This window comes from Janthinobacterium lividum (assembly GCF_034424625.1).
Classification (GTDB): Bacteria; Pseudomonadota; Gammaproteobacteria; order Burkholderiales; family Burkholderiaceae_D; genus Janthinobacterium; species Janthinobacterium lividum.
Map to the genome: position 1 here is coordinate 2,154,453 of NZ_CP139976.1, position 19,471 is coordinate 2,173,923.

Sequence of the window (19,471 nt, forward strand, 5' to 3'; positions counted from 1 at the left end):
TCTTCCGCATGTTTGATCTGAACTTTTTGCTGGCCGGCGACTACCGCGACTGGTTGCTGTCCGGCCTGCTGTTGTCATTGCAACTGATGGGCATTACCTTGCTCTTTTCCCTGCCGCTGGCGTGCGGCGTGGCCATGCTGCGCCTGGCGCCGTCGCGCCTGCTCAACGGGCTGGGCGCCGCGTATGTCGAGCTGATCCGCAATGTGCCCTTGCTGGCCCACTTCCTGTTCTGGTATTTCGGCGCGCCCGAATTGTTGCCGGACTCCTGGAAGGAGCGCTTGTATGCCGGCAATATCGAAGCCGTCAGCGCCATCACGGCCCTGACTTTATATACGGCCGCCTACATGGCGGAAGACATCCGCAGCGGCATCCGCGCCATACCCGCCCAGCAATTCGAGGCGGGCAGGGCGCTGGGTTTCAGCTTTCTCGCCACCATGCGCCTGTGCATCGTGCCGCAGGCGCTGCGGCTGGCCGCGCCGCCGCTATTGTCGCAAACCCTGAACCTGTGGCAAAACACCAGCATCGCCACCGTCATCGGCGTGGCCGAGCTGATGTACCAGACGCAGCGCGTGGAAGCGGCCTCGTTCCGCAGTGTGGAAGCGTTCGTCTTTGCCAGCGCGGCGTATCTTGTCGTTTCGCTGGTGATCGCGGGCTTGGCGGCCTTGCTGCAAAAGAAGGTGTCCTGATGCTGGAACTGATCCACGATTATTGGCTGTATTTCCTCGTCGGCCGCTATCCCGAGGGACCGCTGGGCGGCCTCGCGCTGACGGTGCTGCTGGCCAGCCTGGCGCTGGTGCTCAGCTTGCCGTTCGGCTTGCTGCTGGGGCTGGCGCGTCTGAGTCCCTGGCGCCTGCTGCGCTGGCCCGTCGCCGCGCTGATCCACGTGGTGCGGGGCATTCCCTTGCTGCTGGTGATCTTCTGGGCGTATTTCTTCCTGCCCAGCATCACGGGTCACGAAAGCGGGCAGTTCGGCACCATGCTGGCGGCCCTCGTCATCTTTGACGGCATTTATCTGGCGGAAATCGTGCGCGCCGGCGTGCAAGCCGTGCCCAAGGGGCAAGTGGAGGCGGCCCGTTCCCTGGGCTTGACATACCTGGACAGCATGCGCCAGGTCGTCCTGCCGCAGGCGCTGCGCCACATGCTGCCGTCATTGGTCAACCAGTTCGTCTCGACCATCAAGGAAACCTCGCTGGGATACATCATCGGCTTGGCCGAAGTGTCGTTCATCGCTTCGCAAGTGAACGGCCTGGTGCTGACGAAACCCGTGCAAGTGTATTTCTTGCTGGGCATGACCTATTTTGTCTTGTGTTTCAGCCTGTCGCGCGCTGCCTTCTGGCTCGAACGGCGCCAGGCGCGTCTCTTGAAAGCGGCTGCATGATCAACTTTGACAATGTCAACAAATACTATGGCGACTATCATGCCTTGAGCGGCATCAATGAGCACGTCGCCAAGGGCGAGGTGCTGGTCGTATGCGGGCCGTCCGGCTCCGGCAAGTCCACCTTGATCCGCACCATCAACCGCCTGGAACCGATCGCTTCGGGCCGCATCACGGTGGCGGGCCAGGACATTTATGCGCCGGGGCTGGACGTGAATGCCTTCCGTTCGCATATCGGATTCGTTTTCCAGCAATTCAACCTGTTTCCCCATCTTTCCGTGCTGGACAATTGCGCGCTGGCGCCGCAGCGCTTGCGCGGCCTGACCCGGCGCGAAGCGGACGAGCGGGCGCTGGCCCTGCTGGAACGCGTGGGCCTGGCGCACAAGGCGCGCGCCATGCCGGCGGCCCTGTCGGGCGGGCAGCAGCAGCGGGTGGCGATCGCCCGCGCGCTGGCCATGCAGCCGCCGCTGATGCTGTTCGACGAACCGACCAGCGCGCTGGACCCGGAAATGGTGGGCGAGGTGCTGCAAGTGATGCGCGACCTGGCGCAGGGCGGCATGACGATGGTGTGCGTGACGCACGAGATGGGTTTTGCGCGCGAAGTGGCGGACCGCGTCTGGTTCATGGACCATGGGCAAGTGCTGGAACGGGCCACGCCCGACGAATTCTTTGCGCGGCCGCAACATGCGCGCGCACAGCAATTCCTGTCTGATATCCGCAGCCCCTTCAGCGCGTCTGCTTGAGTGAGCATATGATTGGGCATGGGAGTAAGCGGCTGTGTGCGTAAGCGAACGGTATCCTGGCGTTGTCTGGCGCACGCTATCGAGGCGGCGCATGGTGCGCCAGCAGCCGACGAGGAGGGCCGTATCATGTCACGCATCATCGCAGGTCATTTTCAGTTGCAGGAGCAGATCGACGTCGCGCGCGCCGCGCTGAACCAGGCGGGCTTTTCCGACAGCCGCATCAGCGCCTTTTTTGTCAACCAGCCGGGGCAGCATGATCTGCATGCGCTTGGCGGCGACCGCGACATGTCGCCGGGGGCGAAGGAAACGCCGGAGGGCGTGGTGGAAGGCGTGGCTGTCGGGGCCGCCGTGGGCGCTGGCATCGGCGCGGTCACCACCCTGGCGACGGGGCCGCTGGGCCCGGTGGTGGGGGCGCTGGTGGGCGCCCACGTGGGTTCGCTCTACAGTTTCAATAAGATGAAGGACGCGGGCGAAGCCGAAAAGAATGGCGAAAGCAATGGCGAAAACCGCCACCAGCCACGCCATCCGGGCATGCTGATCGCCGTGGCGCTGGGCGGCCTCGACGAGCGCGAACGGGCGCTCGAGGCGCTGCACCGGCTCGGCGCCGAGCATATCGAGGAAGCGGAAGGCACGATCGCCAATGGCGACTGGCATGATTTCGATCCGCTCAGCATTCCCGTGCTGGTGGCGTGAATCGGCGCGCCAGCCGTGCAATATGCATAAATGCCGCGCTGCATGAAATTTAGGTATGATCCTTGTTAGTATTCGTAATTATTGGTAAACAATGCCGACAGGGATAGTTTCCGCGCGCCCGAAGTGACACTGGACCAAGGTGACTGCCTGTAGTACTTGCCTCGCATGCTAACGAGTATGGATAGGAGGTCGCGTCATGACACAGGCATGGTTCATTCTGACACGGGCCGATGGGCGCGACATCTGTGCGCCCTCGCCGGCACAGTTGGCCGATGCGCTGGCCGAGGTCTACCGCAGTGGCGGCGTCGCGCCGGACGGCAGCCCGGCCGCCGTCCTGTTGCGCTTTGGCTACGACGATGGCTTGATGTATCAGGTCGAAGTCGCTAGCGGAGGCGAAGTCACTTTCGAGGAATGGTCGGACCGCGATTGCGAAATCGCCCTCGCCAGTCCGCGCCACATGTCGGCCCTGCCGCAGGGCGATGCCCTGCAGCTGTGGCAGTGGCTGGCGCAGCGCCAGGTGGCGAAGATCCGCAGCCTGCCATGGCAGGGCGGCTAGCCCGCCGCTTTCACTCGTCCCTAGTGCGCCATCAGCACGGGGATGGTCATGCTTTGCAGGATCGTGCGCGTGACGCCGCCGAGAATCGTTTCGCGCAGGCGCGAATGGCCATACGCTCCCATCACCAGCAAGTCGGCCGACAGGTCGGCTGCCTGCGACAGCAGCGCTTCGCCGATATCGCCGCGCCGCACGCCCCCGCCATCGAGCAAATGCAGCCGCGCTTCCACGCCGTGTCGCGCCAGGTAATGCGTCAGTTCCGCGCCCGGCTGTTCGCCATGTTCGGCCGCGTGCACCTGGGCATCGAAGATGGCCACGTGGACTTGTCCGGCGCGTTGCAGCAGGGGCAGGGCGGCGCTCACGGCGCGGCTCGCTTCCTTGCTGGCGTTCCAGGAAATGAGCACATTGCGCGCCGCTGCCGGCGGCGCCAGCAGGGGCAGCGGCGGCGCATACGGCACGATCAGCACGGGACGGCCCGAATGCAGCAGCACATAGGCGGGAAAGTCGCGCATCACGGACGGCGATTTATCCTTGGCATTGTATTGGCTGATGACGACCAGGTCCGCATAGCGGGCCAGCAGGCTGATGCCGCCCGCCGCCTCGTCGTCGAGCACGCGCTGCTCGAACGAGGCGACGCCGGCCGCGCGCACCTGCGCCTCGAAACCGTCGAGGGCGCGCGTCGCCCGTTCCCGCAGGAAATTGAGGTGCAGACTCAGGTTCGGGTCCGCATCGAGGTCGGGCTGGTTCTGGTACAGCAGGCGCGACACGCCTGTCAGCGCCACGCCCGTCAGGTGGCCGCCGCAAGCCTGGGCGATGCTGGCCGCCGCTTCGATGCGGGCGCTGCGCCCAGCGCTGTCGTCGATGTGGAGCAATACGGTCTTGTATGTCATGGCCTGTCCTCTCGCTGTGCAGTAGGGATCATTCTGGCACAGTCCGGGGGGCCGGCCGCGCACGACTGCGGCCGGCGCTTGCCGCCTCAGCTCATGGCGATGATGATGATGTCGGCGTCGCAGTTACGGTAGTGAATCACGATGACGATGATGCGCCGCAATTGCGCCGCCTTTTGCGCCACCTCCGGCATGGCGCGGCTGGCGCGGTTCTTCATCGTCACCTGCACTTGCGAGGCGTCGCTGACGGGGATGCCCATGGCTTTCAGCGCCGCTTTCGGATTGGCCATCAGGGCCAGCGCATGCTGTGGATCGAGCTCCGCCTGATGCACCGATTCCACGTCGCTCATGCCGGGATTGATGTCGTTGAACAAGTCCCTCAATGCTTCTGTGTCGTCCTGGATTTCCATCGCGTTCTCCATGTGAGTCTTACCTTCAAGCAAAGTCTGCACGGCTTGCCTGTCGAGGTGCCATCACCTCACGGCCGAGTATAATTTTGACAATTTTTCATGCATGGATGCAGCGCAGGCAGACGCTGCTATATGCGGGCTCAGCCTTTGATATGGCGCAATGCCGCTTTCAAAAGTGCCACTTACACTTGATCCCACGCAGAACAACCATAACAAGCGGGAGAGACAGCAATGAATGAGCAAAAAGTAGCGCTGGTCACGGGTGGCATGGGCGGCCTGGGCACGGCCTTGTGCCGCCGCCTGCATGCGGCGGGCTTTGCCGTCGTGGCGGCGCATACGCCGGGCAATGCCCGCGTGGAAAGCTGGCTCGACAAGCAGCAGTCACAGCAGTATTATTTTCATCCGCTGGCCATCGACGTGGGCGATTTCGATGCCTGCAGCGACGCCGTGGCAAGCGTGCTGGCGCAGTTCGGCCGCATTGACGTGCTGGTCAATAACGCCGGCATCACGCGCGACCAGAGCATGCGCAAGATGGAATTGCCGCACTGGGCCGAGGTCATGCGCACCAATCTCGACAGCCTGTTCAACATGAGCAAGCAGGTGCTCGAGCCAATGCTGGCTAACCGTTGGGGCCGCATCATCAATATCTCGTCCGTCAATGGCCAGAAGGGCGCGTTTGGCCAGTGCAACTACGCGGCGGCCAAGGCGGGCGTGCATGGCTTCAGCAAGGCGCTGGCGCTGGAAGTGGCGCGCCACGGCATCACCGTCAACACGGTGTCGCCCGGCTATCTGCGCACGCAGATGGTGACGGCCGTGCCGGCCGAGATCCTGGAAACGAAGATCCTGCCGCAGATTCCCCTGGGCCGATTGGGCGAACCGGACGAGGTGGCGGCCCTGGTCGCTTATCTGGCGTCCGACGAGGCGGCCTTCGTCACGGGCGCGAATATCGCCATCAATGGCGGACAGCACATGAGTTGATCCCGCGTGCAGCTGGAGACTTGAAGCAGGGCAATGGCAGTAGAGGAGACCCGTCCATCCAGCCGGCGCACAGACGCTGGCGGGGGACGGCTGGCAACATGGTCGTCACGCTGGAAAACAGGGGGCAGGGCAGCGATGCCTTGCCCTTTGTCGTGGCGCAGCCGTCATGGCACTGCCACGCTACTCAGCGCTGGGCTTTTTCCAGCCGCGTCTGGCAATCGATGCACAGGCGCGCTTCGGGGCGCGCGATCAGGCGCGACAGGCCGATGGCTTCGCCGCAGTTGTCGCACAGGCCGTAGCTGCCATCGGCAAACTTGGCCAGCGCGTGCTTGATGATGGCCAGCTGCGCCAGGTTGTGTTCGGCCGCTTCGCTGACGAGGGCGTTCAAGGTGCGCACGCTGGCGTTGTCGGCCGGCGAGGCTTCGATTTCATTGAGCAGCGAGGCGCGCGCATCGGCCTCGGCCGTTTCGCTCTCGATCTGTTCCAGCAACGCCAGTTTGCGTTGCTCCAGCACGCCCTGCAGGCGCTGCAACTGGTCTTGCGGCAATCCATTCATGGCCATCACCCGGTAGAGGTTACTCCCCTCATGGTAGTCCAAGATTGGCAGCTCTGCTTGCGCTATTACCCGCGCCGCGTTTGACGCGGCGCAGGCAGGCACGGGTCGTTCTATGCTGGTTCCTTGAGGCAGTTGACCATCCAGGCCACGCCGAACTGGTCTTTCAGCATGCCGAAACGTTTGGCCCAGAACGTTTCCTCCATGGGCATCTGGATGTTGCCGTCACGCGCCAGTGCGGCGAAGACCCGTTCCGCTTCCTCCGGCGTATCGACGGTCAGGCAGACGGAGCAGCCACTCATGCCCTTGGCGCCATCTTCGGTGCAGCCGCCGTCCGAGCCCATCAGCATGGTGGCCCCCAGCTGTATGGAGCCGTGCATGATCTTGTCGTACCAGTCTTCCTTGACCTGGTCCTGGCCCGGGCTGCCCCGATATGGCATCAGGCACAGGTCCGTGCCATGCAGGTGCTGGCGGTAGTATTCCAGCGCTTGCGCGCAATTGCCATTGAATTGCAAATACGGTTCGATACGCATGTTGGTCTCCTCTGGTCATCGTCCCGCAGGCACGATTGCCAGGCGGGGCCGTCCCAGTATAGGCGCTCGCTGGCCGATTTCAATCAGTCTGGCGCCATCTCTTGCAGCCGCTCACGCACCCTGCCCAGGGTGGCGAGGATGCGCTCGGGATTGCCGGCGAGGACGGCGCTGCCCAGGTGCAACAAGCTCGTCGCCAGGCTGATCCAGTACCGCACGTCGTCGTTGCGGGCGATGCGCAGGCGTACCGTGTCGAGCAGGCCGCTGAGTTGGCGCTGCGCCGTTTTCAGGCCCGCCACGGTGTGTCCTGCGGCATCGGCATACAGCTGGTTGGCTTGCTGGCGCAAGGCCACTTCCAGGGCGAAGACGGCTTGCGCCTGGCTGTGGCTGATGCCATTGGCGCCCTGGCTGGCGCGCTTGCGGATGGCGCGCATGACGGCGCCGTGCAAGGTGACGGCCGCCTGCGACAGGCTGTCAGCCAGTTGTTCGACGCGCATGGCGCTGCTGAGAGCCGCTTCGCGGCGTTCGCTGCTGCTGCCTACCGATCCGTCCATCTTACCTCCGTGGTGGTGAGGGTGGCAGCGAGCTGCGCGTGTTCGCGACCCAGTGCCGCCAGTTGCCGGCGCGCCAGGGTATGGCGCAGGCCAACCAGGCGGTATTCCTCGGTTTTGCTTTGCTGCATGTTTTTCGCCAGCACGGCCAGCAGGCGCTGCTGCGGCGTGTCCGCATAGGCGATTTCCACGTCGAGCAAGCCGAGCACCATGTCGCGCTCGTTGTCGCCGCTTTTGTCGTACAGCGCCAGCAAGCTGTCGAGCGCGGCCAGCAGGGCTTGCAGCGGCGCGTCGCCCTCGTGCAGCACTTGCGCCAAGTGCGCTCGCTGGCTGGCCGCGCCGCCCAGGCGCGACAGTTGTTGCAGCAGCAAGGTGTAGGCGCTGACATGGCGGTCGTCGATGCCGCTGCCGGGCCAGGCGCGGATGGCGGCGCCGGCGCTGGCCAGTTCCGGCTGCACGTCATACGCATCGGCATTGGCCAGCCGGCCCAGCGCCTGCAGGTACAGGCGCACGGCCTGTGCCAGGCGCGCCACGTCGGCTTGCGCGGCGCGGCGCTGCACGTCGAGCAGGCGTTCGCGTGCGTCTTCGGCGGGCGACAGATAGGGGCGGGCACGCTGGTAACTGTCCACGTGGCGCTGCGACAGCTCGCTGAAGGCGGTCAGGGCATCGGTGCCGGCGGCCAGGGCGCGCACTTGCGCCAGCTCGGGGCGCGCAGTGGCGCAGCCGCACAGCACGGCAGTCAGGAAGAGGCTCAGGTACAGCTTCAGGCATAGGGCGCGGCGATGGCGGGCGGGCAGGGTGGACACGGCACCTCTCGACAGGAAATACTGTATGGAAAGGTATTGTCGTGCCGGCCTGCGCCGGCCGCCTTGTGCGGGCGCAAGCGTGCTGCGATCAGGCGCCCATCGTGCCCGCTGTGCCCGTTAATTGCTCGCGCCATCCCAGTCCGGCAACGGTATCGCTGGCGGGGCGGTATTCGCAGCCGACCCAGCCTGCGTAGCCGACCTGGTCGAGCAGCTTGAACAGATGGCGGTAGTTGATCTCGCCCGTGCCCGGTTCGTGGCGGCCCGGCGTATCGGCGATCTGGATATGGCGGATCAGGGGCAGCATGGCGCGGATGGTGTTGCTCAGCTCGCCCTCCATGCGCTGCATGTGATAAACGTCGTATTGCAGGAAGATATTGCTGCGCTGGCAGTCGGCGATGATGTCGGCCGCCTGCTGGCTATGGTTCAGAAAGTAACCGGGCATGTCGTAGCGGTTGATGGGCTCGATCAACACGTTGATGCCATGCGGACGGCAGGCGTCGGCCGCAAATTGCAGGTTGCCGATCAGGCTTTGCCGCGCCCGCTCCAGACTCATGCCGGGCGGCACGATACCGGCCATGCAGTGCAACTGCTTCGCCCCGAGCGCCAGCGCATAGTTGAGCGCCAGTTGCACGTTGCCGCGGAATTCCTCGCCCCGGCGCGGATCGCAGGCAATGCCCCGCTCGCCGTGCTCCCAGTCGCCGGGCGGGAAGTTGAAGACGGCCAGCTGCAGCTGGTGGCGTTCCAGCCGCATGGCGATCTGCCGCGCCTCGACGGCATAGGGGAACAGGAATTCGACGGCATCGAAGCCCGCTTCCCTGGCGGCGGCAAAGCGGTCGAGGAAGGGCAGTTCGGTAAACATCATGCTGAGGTTGGCAGCGAAGTTCGGCATGGCAGCACGCAGGTGAGGACGATGGATACTATCCTAGCCCAAATCGGGAATCAGTGGCGTGCATGAAAAAACCGTTCCAGAAGCAAGTCCTGGAACGGTTTTTATCGTCTTTTTGATAAAGACAAGCGCTGCCTGAAAGCGTAGCGAGCGGGAGTGATATTGCGTCGAGTCGCGCAGCCGTACAAGAGTACGGCGAGCAACGCAAACGCAATAGCGCCCCGCGCAGTAGCTTTCAGGCCGCGTTTTAGCGGCCGCGGCCGCCGGAACGGTGGTTCGCCGCCGAACGTGGCGCATTGCCCGAACGGTTGCCGCCGCCACCGCCGCCCGATGGGCCGGCGCTGCGTGGCTTGGCGCCGCTGCCGCCGGTTTTCACGCGCACGACGGCGCCGGCTGGCGCGCGGCTGTTGTTGCGGTGGCCGCCGGTGCCGCTGCGCAATTGCACAGGCTGGGCGCGGGCGTTCAGGTCGGGCTCGAAGCCCGGGATGACTTCGCGCGGCAGGGTTTGCTTGATCAGCTTTTCGATGTCTTTCAACATTTCGTGCTCATCCACGCAGACCAGCGACACGGCTTCGCCCTTGGCGCCGGCACGGCCCGTGCGGCCGATACGGTGCACATAGTCTTCCGGAATGTTCGGCAAGTCGTAGTTGACGACGTGCGGCAACTGGTCGATATCGATGCCGCGTGCGGCGATGTCGGTGGCGACCAGCACTTGCAAGGTGCCATCCTTGAACTCGGACAGCGCGCGCGTGCGTGCCGACTGGCTCTTGTTGCCGTGGATGGCCAGGGCGCCGATGCCGTCCGCGCCCAGTTGCTCGACCAGTTTATTGGCGCCATGCTTGGTGCGCGTAAATACCAGCACTTGCGTCCAGTTGTTCGACTTGATCAGGTAGGACAGCATCGGGTGCTTCTTGTCGCGGTCGACCGGATGGATCTTTTGCTTGATCACTTCGACGGTCGAATTGCGGCGTGCCACTTCGATCATGGCTGGCTTGTTCAGCAAGCCGTCGGCCAGGGCCTTGATCTCTTCCGAGAACGTGGCCGAGAACAGCAGGTTCTGGCGTTTTGGCGGCAGCACGGCCAGCACTTTCTTGATGTCGCGGATGAAGCCCATGTCCAGCATGCGGTCGGCTTCGTCCAGGATCAGGATTTCCACTTTCGACAGGTCGACGGTGCCCTGGCCCATATGGTCCAGCAAACGGCCCGGCGTGGCGACGAGGATGTCGACGCCATGCTTGAGCTGCTTGATTTGCGGGTTGATGCCGACGCCGCCGAAGATCACGGTCGAGTTCAATTTGGTGTATTTGCTGTAGGCGCGCACGCTTTCCTCGACCTGCGCGGCGAGTTCGCGCGTCGGGGCCAGGATCAGGGCGCGGATCGGGCGCGTCGAGGTGTTGCTGGTGATGGACGCGCCATTGGCGTCCGTCGACAGGCGGTGCAGCACGGGCAGGGTAAAGCCGGCCGTCTTGCCGGTACCGGTTTGTGCACCGGCCAGCAAGTCGCCGCCAGCCAGCACGGCGGGAATCGCCTGCGACTGGATCGGGGTCGGCACGGTGTAGCCGTGTTCGGTAACGGCACGTACGATAGCGTCGGACAATCCGAGGGAGGAAAAGGACATGGTAACTTTATTGTGAGATCGGCCTGTCGCCATCGTGGGGCGCCAGTCGCAGGCAATCAGATTAGGGGTCGAAAGACAGCGGCAAGGGGACTGGTCATATGTGCCGCACACGCGAAGTATAACAGCCTGGCAAAAACGCGCCTGTTTTGTTTCAGCTTTGCAATGTCGCAAGTAAAGAAAAGGGCGCCTAGTCGTCGATCTCGTCGACGGTGTAGCGCACGCCCTGCGCATCGAGCCAGGCGCGCACGGCGTCCAGGCCGTGCCACGGGTCCGGGCGCAGGTGCTGGCATATATACAGGCCGGCGTCCGTCAGCCTGGCGTCCGTGTCCGGCATGGCGCCTGATGCCGGCGGCAGCGCCGCCAGCAGCGGTGCGATGTGCTGGCGCTGTTCCGGCGTCAGGCTGGCCGTGACCCTGAATTCAAATCCCATGTTTTCTCCTGGATGCGCGGGCTGCCGCCGCGGTTATTTTTCATTGTCGAAAAAATCGAATATAGCTTCGCATTCTTTCCGTTTTTATTTTCAAAGTATCTCGTCCATACTGCATAGCACTGGCCCGGCACACACAGCGTGACGCAAGGGCAGGAGCAGAAACACCATGCAACGACATCTTTTTCATGTTCAATTATTTTCACTAAGGAAAACATCATGCCTATCGCCACCGCCCAAGCCGCACAAAAACTGCTGACCCCTAACGATCATACCCTGATCATGATCGACCACCAGTCACAGATGGCGTTCGCCACCCGTTCCATCGACCTGGCCCTGCTGCGTAACAATGCAGCCCTGGTGGCCAAGGCGGCGGCGGAATTCAAGGTGCCGACGATCCTGACGACGGTGGCAGCCAAATCGTTCTCCGGCCCTATTTTTGACGAAATCCAGTCCGTCTTCCCGGAACAGGCGCCGATCGACCGCACCAGCATGAATACCTGGGAAGATGCGCGCATCGCCGACAAGGTGAATGGCTATGGCAAGGGCAAGATCGTGCTGGCCGGCCTGTGGACCTCCGTCTGCATCGTGGGACCAGCCCTGTCGGCGCTGGAGCAGGGCTTCGAGGTCTACGTGATCGCCGACGCCAGCGGCGACGTCTCCGACGAAGCGCATGCGATGGCCATGCAGCGCATGCTGCAGGCGGGTGCGCAGCCGATGACGTCCGTGCAATACTTGCTGGAACTGCAGCGCGACTGGGCCCGTGGCGAGACCTACAACGAGACGGTGGCGACAGCCGTGGCGCACGGCGGTGGCTATGGCCTGGGCCTGATCTACGCCAAATCCATGTTCAACGCCAGCGAAGGCCATTGATTATTCACTGAGCCCGGTTCCGCCGCCTGCCGGCGGGACCGTGTTTTCACCTGATTCGGGAGTTCCCATGCACGCAAACACGATCTTGCTCAATGGCCGTTTCCATACGGTCGACAGGACGCAGCCGCTGGCGTCCGCCGTCGCCATCGCCGATGGCAAATTTCTCGCCGTGGGCGACGTTGAAGACGTGATGCGCCATCGCGGCCCCGCCACGCAGGTGATCGACCTGGCTGGCCGCACGGTGATTCCCGGCCTGAACGACTCGCACCTGCACCTGATCCGCGGCGGCTTGAACTACAACCTGGAGTTGCGCTGGGAAGGCGTGCCCTCGCTGGCCGACGCCTTGCGCATGTTGAAAGAACAGGCGCTGCGCACGCCGAACCCGCAATGGGTGCGCGTGGTGGGCGGCTGGACGGAATTCCAGTTCGCGGAAAAGCGCATGCCCACGCTTGATGAAATCAACGCGGCCGCGCCGGACACGCCCGTCTTCATCCTGCACCTGTACGACCGCGCCCTGCTGAACCGCGCCGCCCTGCGCGCCGTCGGCTACGACAAGAACACGCCGAACCCGCCCGATGGCGAAATCGTGCGCGACGGGGCCGGCAACCCCACCGGCTTGCTGATCGCCCGGCCGAACGCCATGATCCTGTATGCGACCCTGGCGCAAGGCCCGAAGCTGCCGCTCGAATTGCAGGTGAATTCCACGCGCCAGTTCATGCGCGAACTCAATCGCCTCGGCCTGACAAGCGCCATCGACGCGGGCGGCGGCTTCCAGAATTATCCCGAGGATTACGCCGTCGTCGACGAACTGGCGCAAAAAGAGCAACTGACCATCCGCATCGCCTACAACCTGTTTACGCAAAACAAGGGCGCGGAATTGCAGGACTTCCAGAAGTGGACCGGCATGATCAGGCCGGGCGACGGCACGGACTTTTACCGGCATAACGGCGCCGGCGAAATGCTGGTGTTTTCCGCCGCCGACTTCGAGGATTTCCTCGAACCGCGTCCCGAGCTGGCGGCCGGCATGGAAGACGAGCTGGAAAAGGTCGTGCGCCACCTGGTCGAGCAGCGCTGGCCGTTCCGCCTGCACGCCACCTATGACGAATCGATCAGCCGCATGCTCGACGTGTTTGAAAAGGTCAACCGCGACACGCCGTTCGGCGGCCTGCACTGGCTGTTCGACCACGCGGAAACCATCAGCCCCCGTAATATCGACCGGGTCAGGGCGCTGGGCGGCGGCCTGGCCATCCAGCACCGCATGGCGTTCCAGGGCGAATATTTTGTCGAGCGCTATGGCGCCGATGCAGCCAAGGCCACGCCGCCCGTGCAGCGCATGCTGGACGCGGGCGTGCCCGTGGGCGGCGGCACGGATGCCACGCGGGTGGCCAGCTACAACCCGTGGACGGCGCTGTACTGGCTGGTATCGGGGCGCACCGTGGGCGGCCTGGCCCTGACGGATGCGGCGGGCAGATTGTCGCGCGATACGGCGCTGGAACTGTGGACGGCGGGCAGCGCCTGGTTCTCCAGCGAGCAAGGCAAGAAGGGGCGCATCCGCGAGGGCATGCTGGCCGATTTGAGCGTGCTGTCGGCCGATTACTTCACCGTGCCGGAAGAAGCGATCAAGTCCATCGAATCCGTGCTGACCATGGTGGGCGGCAAGGTCGTCTACGGCCAGGCGGAATTTACCCATCTTGCGCCGCCCTTGATTCCCGTGTTGCCCGAATGGTCGCCCGTGCGCACGGTGCCGGGACACTACCGTCCCGTGGCCAGGCCGGCGCAAGCGCAAGCCATGCTGCCGCACCAGTGCGCGGGCGCCTGCGGCGTGCATGCGCATGCCCACGACCGGGCGCGCACATCGGCCGTGCCGGTCAGCGATTTTTCCGGTTTCTGGGGCACCTTGGGCTGCAGCTGTTTCGCCTTTTAGCGGCTGGCCAGGCGTTATTTGGAAATGCGCAGGATGGCCGAGGCAAGCCGGGTGAAACAGGGACTCAGGTCGCTGTCGCTGGCCGCATAGCAATACAGGCCCACGGGTTCGGCCGGCTTGCGGCAAGCCGCTTTCGCATCGGTGGTATTGGCCAGGCAGCGCAGCAAGTCTTCGCCCAGCTCGTTGTCCGGCCCTTCCTTGGTTTTCAGCGATGCGCCCATGCCCAGGGTAAAGACGAAAATGCCTTCCTGGCGCGCCTTGGCCGCCATCGCTTCGACCAGGTTGCGCGAGGCGCGGTGCACATTCGTCCATTGTGCCTGCGCCGTCGCGGTGGAAGCGGTCACGACGCGTGGCGAGTTGGTGACGATGGGAAACTCGCGCAGCGCCGCGTCGTTGGCGTGGGCGGGGTCATTCGTCGCGTTATACCATGCGGGAAGCGCGGTGATCTGATTGGCGGCGCAATCGCCGTACTGGAGCGTGTCGCTCACTTTCATCCGGTACAGGCCTGCCAGCGCCGGGTTTTGCAGTTTCGGAAAGGTGGCGAGGCCGCCTGCGTCCTTGCATTTGTTGTCCTTGTTGGGGAAGTACGAGGAAAACGCCGCCGGCGAGCCATCGGAGAAAAACACGATGACGCGCAGGCTGGAGCGGTTGACCTGCTCGATGTCGTTCAGCTGTTTGCGGGCCTGGAACATGCCGGCGGAAGAGTTGGTGCCGCCGACAAAGGCGAATTGATCGATCTTTCCACCTTTCATGGTCATGCCGCCGCGGTCGAAGCCGCGCTCGATCTGCCTGATCGGGATGTCGATTTGCGCTTCCGAGGCGAAGTGCAGCAAGCCGACCCGGTCGACCGTGGCGTTGAACTTGTTCAGGAAGGACTTGCCCGCCGCCCGCACGGCGTCCGCATTGTTTTTCAGCGACCCCGACGTATCCATCACCAGCACCATGTCCAGGTCCTTGCGGATGGTTTGCGCGCTGGCGGCCACCTCCAGGGTCTTGAAGCCGAGTACGCCCATCAGCGAGACGGGCAGCGAGGCGCTGGCGGAGACGTCGATGGTGACGGTGCCCTTGTCGAACGTGACATCGACGGGATGGAGGGTCGGCGTCGACAGCAGGAAGTGGTCCGGATAATTGACGTCAAAAAAATCCCTTGCCGACTGGCGCGCCCTGGTCCGCTGTTCTTCTTCCGAGTTGCCCGCAGTGACGCCGCGCGCCGCCGCCAGGCTGGCCGCGTCGACGGCCGCATTGAGCTTGGCCTTGACGAAGTAGCCGAGGGCCGAATCGATGGCCAGGCCCACGGAGGCGATCAGGACGACGGCCGACAGCGCCACCATGACCAGTACTTGCCCGCCTTGCCGCTGGTGTGGAATGCGCATCAGAATACCGTCATCGAAGTCAGGTTGGGCGCCAGCACGGGCGTCGTGCTGTTGCCAAATTTCAATGTGCCGAACAGCATGTCGAAATTGTAGAAAGTTTCCACGGCGTAAATCAGTTCGCCATCGGCCAGCTGGCTCTGCATCAATGACACCGCGGGGGCGTATTCATCCTTGGCGATGCCGGTGCACGTGCCATCGCGCCAGCTGCCGCATTGCCACACCTGGCTGGCGGGCAGGTAGCCGCTGGCCTTTGCGCCGGCGTCCCAGCGGTACTGTTCCAGTACGATATTGCGCAAGCCGCTCTGCGCCGTGTAGCCCATGATCTTGGTGATGTAGATCATGCCGCGCCCGTGCATGTCCAGCGGCGGCGTGCTGGCGGCCAGCGCGTTCATGATGCCCTGGCTCGAGCCGCTCAGGTCGGACGTGGCGCGCGCGGACAGGTTGGCGCCTTCGCGGCTGATATTGAGCAGGATGGTCTTGGCCTGGATGGCGCGCGACAGGTCGGCCAGCATGAACAGCAGCAAGGCCAGCAAGGGCAGCACGATGGCAAATTCGATGGCGGCGATGCCACGCGCGGCGCGGCGCGGAAAACGGAGGGTTGGCGCGCGCATCACAGGCCGCCAAAGCTTTCATTGCGCATGGTGGCCGCCACCACGAAATGCGCCTGGCCGTCGCGGAACAGGGCACGGATCATAGGCGTGGCAAACGCCCAGCGGCAATCGACGGAAATGACGACGATATCGCCGGCCTGGCCGAACATGGCGGCGCCCACCGCATCGCTGCCGTTGACGGAGATCACGGGGCTGACCTTGTCATACATGCCCATGGAACTGTCGCGTATCTTTTGCATGACGGCGTGGTAGCGCTGCTGGTTGGCACTGTCGGGGTCGAGGTCCTTGGCCCCCGTGACAGCATAGCGCGCCCCTTCGCGGACCGCATGCTGCATGGTCATATTGGCAAAATAAGCCATGCTCAATTCAATGATGCCGATTATCAGCATGAGAAAGACCGGTGTTATCAGGGCCAATTCGACCAGGGTGGCGCCAGCCTGTCCGCTGTGCTTGTGGAATATGCGGGAATCGGCCTGTTTTAAGCGCATGGGAATAATCCGGTTAAGTTCCGCGATGACGAATGTCGGGCGGATGGCATTGCGCCATTTGACTGGCAATTATTCTATATCGATTTTCAAGGGCGTGTCCGCCATTTAAATTATTACAGGTCAAGATAATCGCAATTAACTGCGTTATTTCAAACGTGCCGGCCCCGTCGCTACAGGGCCGGGAGTAATATGCTCGGGTATGAAAACAGGCCTGGTGTCAGGATTGTCCTGCGTGCAGGCAAGGACTTGTTTTGCAAGGTGATGCAACAAAAATGCTGCAATGTAAGCAACAGCAGCGGTGGCAGCAGCGATGGCGCGCCAGCGGCGCGTCCGCCCTGGCCACGCTGCCCATCCATCGGCACACGCCCGGCATGCGGCGACCGCTGCCGTGGGGCACGCACCGCGTTTGCGCGTGCCGGCCCAAGGCCTCTTCCTTCGTGCCCCCATGACTTCTTTCCCCCGTGCGCGGCAGCAGAAGGCGCGCGCGGATGAGGCAGGCAACCCGATTCGGATCAACCACCTTCCCTTGAAGGGAGTGGGCTACAAGTAAAGAGGTAAAGCATGTCAACAAACAATGTCATACGCGTCATGCTGGTGTCGGACCACAAGACCTGGCTGTGGGGCCTGGAGCAGCTGCTCGCCGGCGCCCAGCCCGCGATGCAGGTGGTGGCGAGCTCCACCGAGATCGACAGCGCGCTGCTGCTGGCGCGCACCCTGTGTCCCGACGTCATCGTGCTCGACGCCGATCTTGGCTGCGGCGGCGCCTGCGCCATCGATTATCTGCCGCAGCTGCTGGGCAATGGCGTCTCGCGGGTGCTGCTGTTCAGCGGCACGCAGGACCAGGCAGAGTGCGGGCGGGCCGTGCGCAGCGGCGCGCGCGCGGTGCTGGGCAAGGAAACGTCCATCAAGCAACTGATCGACGCCATCGCCCGCCTGCATCAAGGCGAATTGTGCCTGGATCCGGCGCTGCTCGACAGCATGCTGGGCGTGCTGAACAAGCCGGAAGCGGCGCCCGACCCGGAAGAGCAGCGGATCGCCAGGCTGACGCTGAAGGAGCGCAAGATCGTGGCCATGATGGTGGAAGGAAATGGCGCGCTGAACCGTGCGATAGCCCAGCGCGCTTTTATCTCGGAGCAAACCTTGCGTAATCATCTGACATCGATCTACAGCAAGCTCGATGTCACCAACCGCCTGGAATTATATGTGTACGCCACCCGCAACCGCCTGGCCGAACCCGTCCATGCGGAATGACAGTACATATGTCCTGATTATAGACAAAAAATTAAGATGGTTTGTACTGCGCACAAAATGACTTTTCTCTGATTCGATTTAATGTTTGTTTATATAAAATACACGCATCAGAAAATGGAAAATAAAAACAAGGATAATGTTTTTATTTTCAGACTGTATTTTCAGTTTTTATCATGTTTAAAACTTGACCTGAAAGGGAATAATATGAATTTCATTAAAAACTTTATCGCCGAAGAAGATGGCGTGACTGCCATCGAATATGCGCTGATCGCTGCGCTGGTGGCTGCGGCGCTGGTCACGGCCGTCGGCTATTTCACCACCGGCCTCGATGGCGCCTTCAAGGCGATCGGCACCAAGCTGACGGGCGCGGCGATCTAAGGCGCCTGCCCACCGCGCTGCACCCCGGCAGGCCGGCTGCCCTCGCGCACCGGCCTGTCGACTTCCCGCCCAACGATGCGCATGCCGTCATGCCATCGGCTTGCATCAGGTACACGATGGACCCTCATTCTTTCTGGACGTTCAGCCCCGCCATGGTCTTGTGGGGGCTGCTTGCCGCAGCGGTCTGGCATGACGTGCGCCGCCGGCGCATTCCCAACCGGCTGGTGTTTTCCGGCGCCTTGCTCGGCGTGCTGCTCAACAGCCTGGCCTTGCCCGGGGTGACGCCGGCCGGGCCGTGGCTGGCGCTGGGCGGCATGGCCGTCGGCCTGGGCTTGCTGCTGCCCATGTATGCGATGAAGGCGCTGGGCGCGGGCGACGTCAAGCTGATGGCGATGGTGGGGGCTTTTCTTGGTCCCGGTCCCGCCGTGTTTGCCGTGCTGTGCAGCCTGCTCGCTGGCGGCGTGCTGGCGCTGGCCGTCGCCCTGTGCCAGGGCACGCTGCGCCAGGCGCTGGCGAATGCCCGGCAATTGCTGCTGCAAGGCTGGCTGCGCGCCGCCGCAGGGGAAGTACCGCGGGTCGATGCGCCCGCCGTGCCGGGCGGCAAACTGCCGTACGCGATCGCCATTGCCGCCGGCACCGCCATCTGGCTGGCCCTGGCGGCCGGCGGCCATGCATGACATGCCCGTCCGGAAACCCAAGTTTTACCAAGAGGAAAAATCATGAGAAATAGCCGCGTTGCGATCGTGCTGCTGCTGGCGCTGCTGATGGCGGGGGGCGCCGTGCTGGCGGCGGCGCGCTGGATGTCAGGACAAGGCGCGCCGGCCAGCCAGACGGTGATGGTTGCGCTGGTCGATATCGGCGTGGGCGCGAAGGTGACGCCAGCCATGCTGCGCGGCATGGACTGGCCGGCGGGCGCCATGCCGCCGGGGGCGTTTGGCGATGCCGGCGCGGTGGAGGGGCGCATCACGCGCACGGCCGTCAGCAGAGGCGAGCCTGTGCTGGAAAGCAAGCTTGCGCCGCCCGGCGCCACGGGCGGCCTGTCGGCCATCGTGGCTGCCGGCAAGCGCGCCATGACCGTGCGCGTCAACGACGTGGTGGGCGTGGCCGGTTTCGCCCTGCCGGGCAACTTCGTCGACATTCTCGTGCATACGCAGGATGACCGCCCCCGGCCGGCGGGCGGCGGGCCGCTGGCCATTTCCAAGATCGTGCTGGAACGCATCCTGGTGCTGGCCGTAGCGCAAGAGTCCGGCCGCGACGACAACAAGCCCAAGGTGGTCAATGCCGTGACCCTGGAGCTGACGCCGGAGCAGGTGGAAAAGCTGGACCTGGCGCGCAGCGTGGGCAGCTTGTCGCTGGTGCTGCGCAACCAGGTCGATCCGGCGCCTGTCACCACGGGCGGCGCCACCAAGGAATCGCTGCTGGAGCTGAAGGTGCCGGCGGCCGCGCCGGTGCGCGCACCGCGGCGCCAGGCAGCCCCCGCACGCGCTCCCGCGCGCGACAGCATCACCGTCATCAAGGGCATGGATACGAGCATCCAGCAATTTTAAAAATCAGCAGGCAAGC

General features: G+C 63.8%; 24 protein-coding genes. 12 read left to right on the forward strand and 12 right to left on the reverse strand.

Going from position 1 to position 19,471, the window contains the following annotated elements; translation table 11 throughout:
• Window positions 1–8: 8 nt before the first annotated feature.
• The 5 genes from U0004_RS09810 to U0004_RS09830 all read left to right on the forward strand — a co-directional run bounded on the left by U0004_RS09810 (window position 9) and on the right by U0004_RS09830 (window position 3,367).
• Window positions 9–686, forward strand: a complete 678-nt coding sequence (locus U0004_RS09810) for an amino acid ABC transporter permease (protein ID WP_070255044.1) — start codon at window positions 9–11, stop codon at window positions 684–686.
• The gene (locus U0004_RS09815) at window positions 686–1,378 is read left to right on the forward strand and encodes an amino acid ABC transporter permease (RefSeq protein ID WP_034786282.1); all 693 of its coding nucleotides are present in this window, start codon (window positions 686–688) and stop codon (window positions 1,376–1,378) included. The genes U0004_RS09810 and U0004_RS09815 overlap by 1 nt, the downstream gene beginning before the upstream one ends.
• Entirely contained in the window at window positions 1,375–2,118 is a 744-nt protein-coding gene (locus U0004_RS09820; RefSeq protein WP_070255041.1) for an amino acid ABC transporter ATP-binding protein, read from the forward strand. Before U0004_RS09815 ends, U0004_RS09820 begins: the two co-directional genes overlap by 4 nt.
• A gap of 126 nt (window positions 2,119–2,244) precedes the next feature.
• The gene (locus tag U0004_RS09825; protein WP_070255039.1) at window positions 2,245–2,811 is read left to right on the forward strand and encodes a glycine zipper domain-containing protein; all 567 of its coding nucleotides are present in this window, start codon (window positions 2,245–2,247) and stop codon (window positions 2,809–2,811) included.
• A gap of 196 nt (window positions 2,812–3,007) precedes the next feature.
• Window positions 3,008–3,367: a hypothetical protein gene (locus tag U0004_RS09830; protein ID WP_070255036.1), complete on the forward strand. Its 360-nt coding sequence runs from the start codon at window positions 3,008–3,010 to the stop codon at window positions 3,365–3,367.
• A 20-nt stretch (window positions 3,368–3,387) separates the two neighbouring features.
• Here the strand turns inward: U0004_RS09830 and U0004_RS09835 are convergent, their stop codons facing one another.
• The gene (locus U0004_RS09835; protein WP_070255033.1) at window positions 3,388–4,254 is read right to left on the reverse strand and encodes a universal stress protein; all 867 of its coding nucleotides are present in this window, start codon (window positions 4,252–4,254) and stop codon (window positions 3,388–3,390) included.
• 86 nt (window positions 4,255–4,340) lie between these two features.
• Window positions 4,341–4,673, reverse strand: coding sequence for a hypothetical protein (locus U0004_RS09840; RefSeq protein WP_070255029.1), 333 nt, complete (start codon window positions 4,671–4,673; stop codon window positions 4,341–4,343).
• A gap of 219 nt (window positions 4,674–4,892) precedes the next feature.
• Between U0004_RS09840 and phbB the strand changes: the two genes are divergently transcribed.
• On the forward strand, window positions 4,893–5,639 hold the full coding sequence (gene phbB, locus U0004_RS09845) for an acetoacetyl-CoA reductase (RefSeq protein ID WP_071653659.1): 747 nt from the start codon (window positions 4,893–4,895) through the stop codon (window positions 5,637–5,639).
• A 184-nt stretch (window positions 5,640–5,823) separates the two neighbouring features.
• Here phbB and U0004_RS09850 read toward each other — a convergent pair whose 3' ends face one another.
• From U0004_RS09850 to U0004_RS09880, 7 genes are all read right to left on the reverse strand, one after another.
• The gene (locus U0004_RS09850; protein WP_070255296.1) at window positions 5,824–6,195 is read right to left on the reverse strand and encodes a TraR/DksA family transcriptional regulator; all 372 of its coding nucleotides are present in this window, start codon (window positions 6,193–6,195) and stop codon (window positions 5,824–5,826) included.
• A gap of 110 nt (window positions 6,196–6,305) precedes the next feature.
• The gene (locus U0004_RS09855) at window positions 6,306–6,725 is read right to left on the reverse strand and encodes a VOC family protein (RefSeq protein ID WP_070255021.1); all 420 of its coding nucleotides are present in this window, start codon (window positions 6,723–6,725) and stop codon (window positions 6,306–6,308) included.
• 83 nt (window positions 6,726–6,808) lie between these two features.
• The gene (locus tag U0004_RS09860; RefSeq protein ID WP_081345556.1) at window positions 6,809–7,276 is read right to left on the reverse strand and encodes a hypothetical protein; all 468 of its coding nucleotides are present in this window, start codon (window positions 7,274–7,276) and stop codon (window positions 6,809–6,811) included.
• Window positions 7,261–8,079 (reverse strand): hypothetical protein, encoded by an 819-nt coding sequence (locus tag U0004_RS09865; protein ID WP_081345555.1) that lies wholly within the window; start codon window positions 8,077–8,079, stop codon window positions 7,261–7,263. Before U0004_RS09865 ends, U0004_RS09860 begins: the two co-directional genes overlap by 16 nt.
• An 88-nt stretch (window positions 8,080–8,167) precedes the next feature.
• Window positions 8,168–8,968, reverse strand: coding sequence for a 2-oxo-tetronate isomerase (gene otnI, locus U0004_RS09870; protein ID WP_070255019.1), 801 nt, complete (start codon window positions 8,966–8,968; stop codon window positions 8,168–8,170).
• Window positions 8,969–9,212: 244 nt separating this feature from the next.
• Window positions 9,213–10,583, reverse strand: a complete 1,371-nt coding sequence (locus U0004_RS09875; protein WP_034786262.1) for a DEAD/DEAH box helicase — start codon at window positions 10,581–10,583, stop codon at window positions 9,213–9,215.
• A gap of 187 nt (window positions 10,584–10,770) precedes the next feature.
• Window positions 10,771–11,013, reverse strand: coding sequence for a hypothetical protein (locus tag U0004_RS09880; RefSeq protein ID WP_070255017.1), 243 nt, complete (start codon window positions 11,011–11,013; stop codon window positions 10,771–10,773).
• A 216-nt stretch (window positions 11,014–11,229) separates the two neighbouring features.
• Between U0004_RS09880 and U0004_RS09885 the strand changes: the two genes are divergently transcribed.
• Together U0004_RS09885 and U0004_RS09890 are read left to right on the forward strand one after the other, a co-directional pair.
• Complete coding sequence (locus U0004_RS09885) at window positions 11,230–11,883, forward strand: hydrolase (RefSeq protein WP_070255015.1); 654 nt, start codon at window positions 11,230–11,232, stop codon at window positions 11,881–11,883.
• A 67-nt stretch (window positions 11,884–11,950) separates the two neighbouring features.
• On the forward strand, window positions 11,951–13,807 hold the full coding sequence (locus U0004_RS09890; protein ID WP_070255014.1) for an amidohydrolase: 1,857 nt from the start codon (window positions 11,951–11,953) through the stop codon (window positions 13,805–13,807).
• A gap of 14 nt (window positions 13,808–13,821) precedes the next feature.
• Here the strand turns inward: U0004_RS09890 and U0004_RS09895 are convergent, their stop codons facing one another.
• From U0004_RS09895 to U0004_RS09905, 3 genes are read right to left on the reverse strand one after another with little or no spacing between them, the layout of a single operon-like run.
• Window positions 13,822–15,180, reverse strand: coding sequence for a vWA domain-containing protein (locus tag U0004_RS09895; RefSeq protein ID WP_070255013.1), 1,359 nt, complete (start codon window positions 15,178–15,180; stop codon window positions 13,822–13,824).
• Window positions 15,180–15,791 carry a TadE/TadG family type IV pilus assembly protein gene (locus tag U0004_RS09900; RefSeq protein WP_070255009.1) on the reverse strand — a complete coding sequence of 204 codons (612 nt, stop codon included), beginning with the start codon at window positions 15,789–15,791 and terminating at the stop codon, window positions 15,180–15,182. Before U0004_RS09900 ends, U0004_RS09895 begins: the two co-directional genes overlap by 1 nt.
• Window positions 15,791–16,279 carry a TadE family protein gene (locus tag U0004_RS09905; protein WP_070255288.1) on the reverse strand — a complete coding sequence of 163 codons (489 nt, stop codon included), beginning with the start codon at window positions 16,277–16,279 and terminating at the stop codon, window positions 15,791–15,793. The genes U0004_RS09900 and U0004_RS09905 overlap by 1 nt, the downstream gene beginning before the upstream one ends.
• A gap of 561 nt (window positions 16,280–16,840) precedes the next feature.
• On the opposite strand from U0004_RS09905, the gene U0004_RS09910 reads away from it, so the two are divergent.
• From U0004_RS09910 to cpaB, 4 genes are all read left to right on the forward strand, one after another.
• A complete protein-coding gene (locus tag U0004_RS09910; protein ID WP_070255007.1) occupies window positions 16,841–17,530 on the forward strand; it encodes a LuxR C-terminal-related transcriptional regulator in 690 nt (229 codons plus the stop codon).
• Between the two features lie 204 nt (window positions 17,531–17,734).
• The gene (locus U0004_RS09915; RefSeq protein ID WP_071650303.1) at window positions 17,735–17,908 is read left to right on the forward strand and encodes a Flp family type IVb pilin; all 174 of its coding nucleotides are present in this window, start codon (window positions 17,735–17,737) and stop codon (window positions 17,906–17,908) included.
• Window positions 17,909–18,024: 116 nt separating this feature from the next.
• Window positions 18,025–18,585, forward strand: a complete 561-nt coding sequence (locus tag U0004_RS09920; protein ID WP_081345554.1) for an A24 family peptidase — start codon at window positions 18,025–18,027, stop codon at window positions 18,583–18,585.
• 42 nt (window positions 18,586–18,627) lie between these two features.
• Window positions 18,628–19,455, forward strand: a complete 828-nt coding sequence (gene cpaB / locus U0004_RS09925) for a Flp pilus assembly protein CpaB (protein ID WP_070255003.1) — start codon at window positions 18,628–18,630, stop codon at window positions 19,453–19,455.
• The last annotated feature ends 16 nt before the right edge of the window (window positions 19,456–19,471 follow it).

Coding starts and splice junctions, on each gene's coding strand:
- U0004_RS09810 (WP_070255044.1), top strand. CDS start 9: ATGTTTGATCTGAACTTTTTGCTGGCCGGCGACTACCGCGACTGGTTG.
- U0004_RS09815 (WP_034786282.1), top strand. CDS start 686: ATGCTGGAACTGATCCACGATTATTGGCTGTATTTCCTCGTCGGCCGC.
- U0004_RS09820 (WP_070255041.1), top strand. CDS start 1,375: ATGATCAACTTTGACAATGTCAACAAATACTATGGCGACTATCATGCC.
- U0004_RS09825 (WP_070255039.1), top strand. CDS start 2,245: ATGTCACGCATCATCGCAGGTCATTTTCAGTTGCAGGAGCAGATCGAC.
- U0004_RS09830 (WP_070255036.1), top strand. CDS start 3,008: ATGACACAGGCATGGTTCATTCTGACACGGGCCGATGGGCGCGACATC.
- U0004_RS09835 (WP_070255033.1), bottom strand. CDS start 4,254: ATGACATACAAGACCGTATTGCTCCACATCGACGACAGCGCTGGGCGC.
- U0004_RS09840 (WP_070255029.1), bottom strand. CDS start 4,673: ATGGAGAACGCGATGGAAATCCAGGACGACACAGAAGCATTGAGGGAC.
- phbB (WP_071653659.1), top strand. CDS start 4,893: ATGAATGAGCAAAAAGTAGCGCTGGTCACGGGTGGCATGGGCGGCCTG.
- U0004_RS09850 (WP_070255296.1), bottom strand. CDS start 6,195: ATGAATGGATTGCCGCAAGACCAGTTGCAGCGCCTGCAGGGCGTGCTG.
- U0004_RS09855 (WP_070255021.1), bottom strand. CDS start 6,725: ATGCGTATCGAACCGTATTTGCAATTCAATGGCAATTGCGCGCAAGCG.
- U0004_RS09860 (WP_081345556.1), bottom strand. CDS start 7,276: ATGGACGGATCGGTAGGCAGCAGCAGCGAACGCCGCGAAGCGGCTCTC.
- otnI (WP_070255019.1), bottom strand. CDS start 8,968: ATGCCGAACTTCGCTGCCAACCTCAGCATGATGTTTACCGAACTGCCC.
- U0004_RS09875 (WP_034786262.1), bottom strand. CDS start 10,583: ATGTCCTTTTCCTCCCTCGGATTGTCCGACGCTATCGTACGTGCCGTT.
- U0004_RS09880 (WP_070255017.1), bottom strand. CDS start 11,013: ATGGGATTTGAATTCAGGGTCACGGCCAGCCTGACGCCGGAACAGCGC.
- U0004_RS09885 (WP_070255015.1), top strand. CDS start 11,230: ATGCCTATCGCCACCGCCCAAGCCGCACAAAAACTGCTGACCCCTAAC.
- U0004_RS09890 (WP_070255014.1), top strand. CDS start 11,951: ATGCACGCAAACACGATCTTGCTCAATGGCCGTTTCCATACGGTCGAC.
- U0004_RS09895 (WP_070255013.1), bottom strand. CDS start 15,180: ATGCGCATTCCACACCAGCGGCAAGGCGGGCAAGTACTGGTCATGGTG.
- U0004_RS09900 (WP_070255009.1), bottom strand. CDS start 15,791: ATGCGCGCGCCAACCCTCCGTTTTCCGCGCCGCGCCGCGCGTGGCATC.
- U0004_RS09905 (WP_070255288.1), bottom strand. CDS start 16,279: ATGCGCTTAAAACAGGCCGATTCCCGCATATTCCACAAGCACAGCGGA.
- U0004_RS09910 (WP_070255007.1), top strand. CDS start 16,841: ATGTCAACAAACAATGTCATACGCGTCATGCTGGTGTCGGACCACAAG.
- U0004_RS09915 (WP_071650303.1), top strand. CDS start 17,735: ATGAATTTCATTAAAAACTTTATCGCCGAAGAAGATGGCGTGACTGCC.
- U0004_RS09920 (WP_081345554.1), top strand. CDS start 18,025: ATGGACCCTCATTCTTTCTGGACGTTCAGCCCCGCCATGGTCTTGTGG.
- cpaB (WP_070255003.1), top strand. CDS start 18,628: ATGAGAAATAGCCGCGTTGCGATCGTGCTGCTGCTGGCGCTGCTGATG.